The 3,725-nt window shown below is 36.3% G+C and carries 3 protein-coding genes and 2 pseudogenes; all 5 read left to right on the forward strand.

All coding sequences use genetic code 11. The features are described from left to right. Positions 1 to 345: 345 nt before the first annotated feature. The 5 genes and pseudogenes from NBRC111893_RS10430 to mobV all read left to right on the forward strand — a co-directional run bounded on the left by NBRC111893_RS10430 (position 346) and on the right by mobV (position 3,245). Positions 346 to 501, forward strand: a complete 156-nt coding sequence (locus NBRC111893_RS10430; RefSeq protein WP_004906453.1) for a ribbon-helix-helix protein, CopG family — start codon at positions 346 to 348, stop codon at positions 499 to 501. A 72-nt stretch (positions 502 to 573) separates the two neighbouring features. After that, a pseudogene (locus tag NBRC111893_RS10435) lies at positions 574 to 1,249 on the forward strand (replication protein). Further along, positions 1,249 to 1,599: a DUF3021 family protein gene (locus NBRC111893_RS10440; protein ID WP_225417750.1), complete on the forward strand. Its 351-nt coding sequence runs from the start codon at positions 1,249 to 1,251 to the stop codon at positions 1,597 to 1,599. The pseudogene NBRC111893_RS10435 and the gene NBRC111893_RS10440 overlap by 1 nt, the downstream one beginning before the upstream one ends. A gap of 152 nt (positions 1,600 to 1,751) precedes the next feature. Further along, complete coding sequence (locus NBRC111893_RS10445; RefSeq protein ID WP_125009045.1) at positions 1,752 to 2,018, forward strand: hypothetical protein; 267 nt, start codon at positions 1,752 to 1,754, stop codon at positions 2,016 to 2,018. A gap of 535 nt (positions 2,019 to 2,553) precedes the next feature. Next, a pseudogene (mobV, locus tag NBRC111893_RS10450) lies at positions 2,554 to 3,245 on the forward strand (MobV family relaxase). Positions 3,246 to 3,725: the final 480 nt, after the last annotated feature.

Genomic DNA, 3,725 nt, shown 5'->3' on the forward strand with positions numbered 1-3,725 from the left:
GGGAGCTCCCGCTCATTTATGGGGTCAAGCTGACACAGCTTGCGGGTTGGGCGGAGCCCATATTTGGTTTGAGTGGGATAAAAATTTTGAAATCAGGGGGCAGGGAGCGAATTTCGCTCCCGTACTACGACCCCCCTTTTAAGTGCCGAGTGCCAATTTTAATAAAAAACTGTCTTTAAGCCTTTTATATCAACGGTTACAGAGTTTTATATCTCGGCGAGTTTTTGGCGAGTTTTTAGCGAGTTTTAGCGAAATTGAGGTTTGTAGCACGTATTGTTGACAATAATGTTGCAAAAATGCATAATAGTGGTGTACTTAAATTTAATTTAGTTTGGAGTAAAAAATATGGCTACAAATAAAAAAAGAATTACGGTCAGTCTCACTGAAGACCAATATTCTACTTTGGAAAAGCTTGCAAAAGAAAAAGGTTTTTCTAAGTCTGCGATTCTAGCTTTAGCTTTAGAAGATTATTCAAGAAAGGAATTAGAACAAAAAAAATAAGCGAAAACTCGGCTTGGGCAAGACGAAAGTTTCCGCTAAACATTGTTGTTCTAACAAGGTTATTCTACCATTATGGCAAAAGACAAATCAAGATACTTCACCTTTTTGTTATATCCCGAATCTATTCCAGATGATTGGAAGTCGAAATTAGAATTAATTGGTGTTCCAATTGCTGTTAGTCCATTGCATGATAAAGATAAAAGTACTGTGCCAGGACAAGATTTTAAAAAGCCACATTATCATGTTGTCTATGTGGCTAAAAACCCAGTTACTGCTGATAGTGTTCGATACAAAATTAAACAGCTTCTAGGCGATCAGAGTATTGCTAAAGTACAAATAGTCATCAGAAGTATGACAAGTATGTATCTATATCTTACTCATGAGTCGAAAGACGCTATCGAGAAGAAAAAGCAATAAATATAATAAACAAGATATTACGCTGATTAATAATTTTGATATTGATAGATATATATCGCTTGATGTGGAAGATAAAGACGATATGTTGAATACTGTGTGTGATTTGATTGATGAATATGGGATAGCTAATATACGTGAATTGAAGCGTTTTGTTAGAGTTCATGGTAATGAACATGGGCTTCCTAGTATGAAAATAATTAACTCTGTTTTGCGTGCGCATACCGCCTTGGTAAGGCTATATTTTGACGCAGTCTATCAAGAACGAAGATATGGTAGGAGCGATATTGATAAAGAAACGGGTGAGATATTGAATGATAAGGAGACTAAATAATGACATTAATTATGAAAAGTATTTTTAGAGGCGGAATACCCTTCATTATCATGCAAATCATTGCCTTATTGCTCTATTATCAAGGACAATATAAAGATGCTAAGAGTACTTTCTTTAGCGGATTAGTTGCATTTATTGTTGGTGCAGCAACAGTTATTTATAATATTGATCAATGGAGTTTAACAAAACAGAGTATTGTTCATTTCTTAATCATGCTGGCAACTATTTATCCTATTCTTTTATTTAGTGGTTGGTTTTCAGTTTTCGACATTTGTAGATGCCTTGAAGGTTTTTGGAGTTTTTGTTTTAACTGGTCTAGTTCTATGGTCGATTATGTTTACTCTTACTAAAATTTTTAAATGGTAAAAATTTAGGATTTTTAATATTTCCTAGTCTGTCTTAATAAGAATTGAGTGAAACTCAAGTGGTTATTTAGCAAAATACTCGTTTTTGTATGGCGTAGTTTCTTGTGATAAGTTGATAGTAGGAGTTGATGAACACCATGTTTAATGCGACAGATCGAACTACGTATAAAAAGATTTTATTTCCTTTATTTTTTGGTTTAGGTGGAGCAATGTTACTCTACACTCTTAGTGGAATGATTACAGCAATTCCTTTGATCACAGCGTTCCTTATTATATCCGTTGGTAGTTTTCTCTATGCTTTGTGGAATATTTGGCAGATGGTAGATGAGAAATTTAGACCTAAAATTTATCGTTCTATTTCACTTTTTGCTTTTATTTTTTCATGGAACAACAATCGCTATTAATTCCTATTTCCAAGGAATAATTGCGACAATTTATGGCTTTACTTTAATCGTTTTTTTCTGGAACTGGCTCACAGCTGATTCAAAAGAAAACGTAACAAACTAATTTAAACGAGTTTGTCTAAATCTAAAGTATGACAAACTCACAAAAGGAATAAAAAAAGCTTTTACCATAAGGCTCACTGTATTTTTTGCGGTGAGTTTTTTTAATGCGATCTTTTGAGTTGGTCATACACCCGCCACGAACTAGGTTTTGTTGAACTAAAAACTCGCCCCCTGACAGAAATGTCGAAGGGGGTTTTTATTTTAGTTTGAGGTTTGCATACCTACTTAAAAAAGTAGGTATGCAAAACGTCAAAACAGGTATCAGCTAATTGCACCATAGGGTGCGCTGATACTCGGCTCAAAAGAGCCGACAGAGCCGTCTGCAAGACCCCTCGGCGAGCCCACCTTTACGAAGTAAAGTATAGTGGGTTATACTTTACTTGGAAGATAACTCCGAAACGAGGTGCGTACTATGAGTTTTGTAGTGGCTAGAATGACGAAATTAAAAGCTGATAATTTAGTCGGTATTGGCAATCATGACCAACGGAGAACGACTAATCACAGCAACGAAGATATTGATGTTTCCCGCTCCCACTTGAATTATGATTTGGTGGCTGGGCGCACTGATAATTTTAAAACGGATATTGAAGCCTATATCAACGAAAATAAAGCTAGTAAGCGGGCAGTTCGCAAAGACGCTGTTTTAGTCAATGAGTGGATTCTAACCAGTAACAAAGATTTTTTGAGCAATTAGACGAAGTCGAAACCCGTAAATATTTTGAAACAGCCAAACAATATTTTGCAGATAACTATGGCGACGAAAATATTCGTTATGCGGTCGTTCACTTGGACGAGAAGACCCCTCACATGCATATGGGAATTGTACCCTTTGATGATGATAAAAAGCTCTCAGCTAAGCGTATATTCAATCGTGAAGCCTTGCAACGTATTCAAGAGGAATTACCACAATACCTCAAAGAGCATGGCTTTGATGTTGAACGTGGCAACAAAAATAAAGAGCGCAAGAATTTATCAGTACCCGAATACAAGGCTATGCGGGAAGATTTGAAAAAGATAGAGACCGAAAAACAAGAGACACAAGCAAAGCTTGCAGATACTAAAAACAGCTTGATGAAATCAAGCCACGGGATAACAAAAAAATTGCTAGTAAACCAACTTTGCTGAATAAAAATAAAGTCATGGTTGATAAATCTGATCTCGCTGATTTGGAACAACGGGCGTCTTTTAGTGATAATTACAATCAAATGCATGCTAGAGCAAGGCGTGAAGCCGACTCGTTAAGAGATAAACTGACTAGAACAACGTGGGACTATAATGACCTCGAAAGAGAGAATGAGCGATTGCAAAGTTAGTCGGAACACTTCAAGGCATTGTCCGCAATGTTGATGAATTTCTACACAAAAAACTAGGTATCAATTTACCTGACAAGTGGCTAGAACGTGCAGGACTAAAAGAACCGTCTAAAAAAGCCCCTGAAAGCTCACAGGAACTCGAAAAACATAAATCTGATGAATTAGGCGGTCCACATCTTTAAAACGCTTATATGGGCTTAAAATGGCATTTAAGAGCTTAATTTAACATCTGGCTAGATTGAACGTCGTTAATTTTGTGTCTGTCAACGGTAAATCGAATTAAAGGGGCTTG

Origin of the sequence: Lentilactobacillus kosonis (assembly GCF_003864335.1) — a bacterium.
GTDB lineage: Bacteria > Bacillota > Bacilli > Lactobacillales > Lactobacillaceae > Lentilactobacillus > Lentilactobacillus kosonis.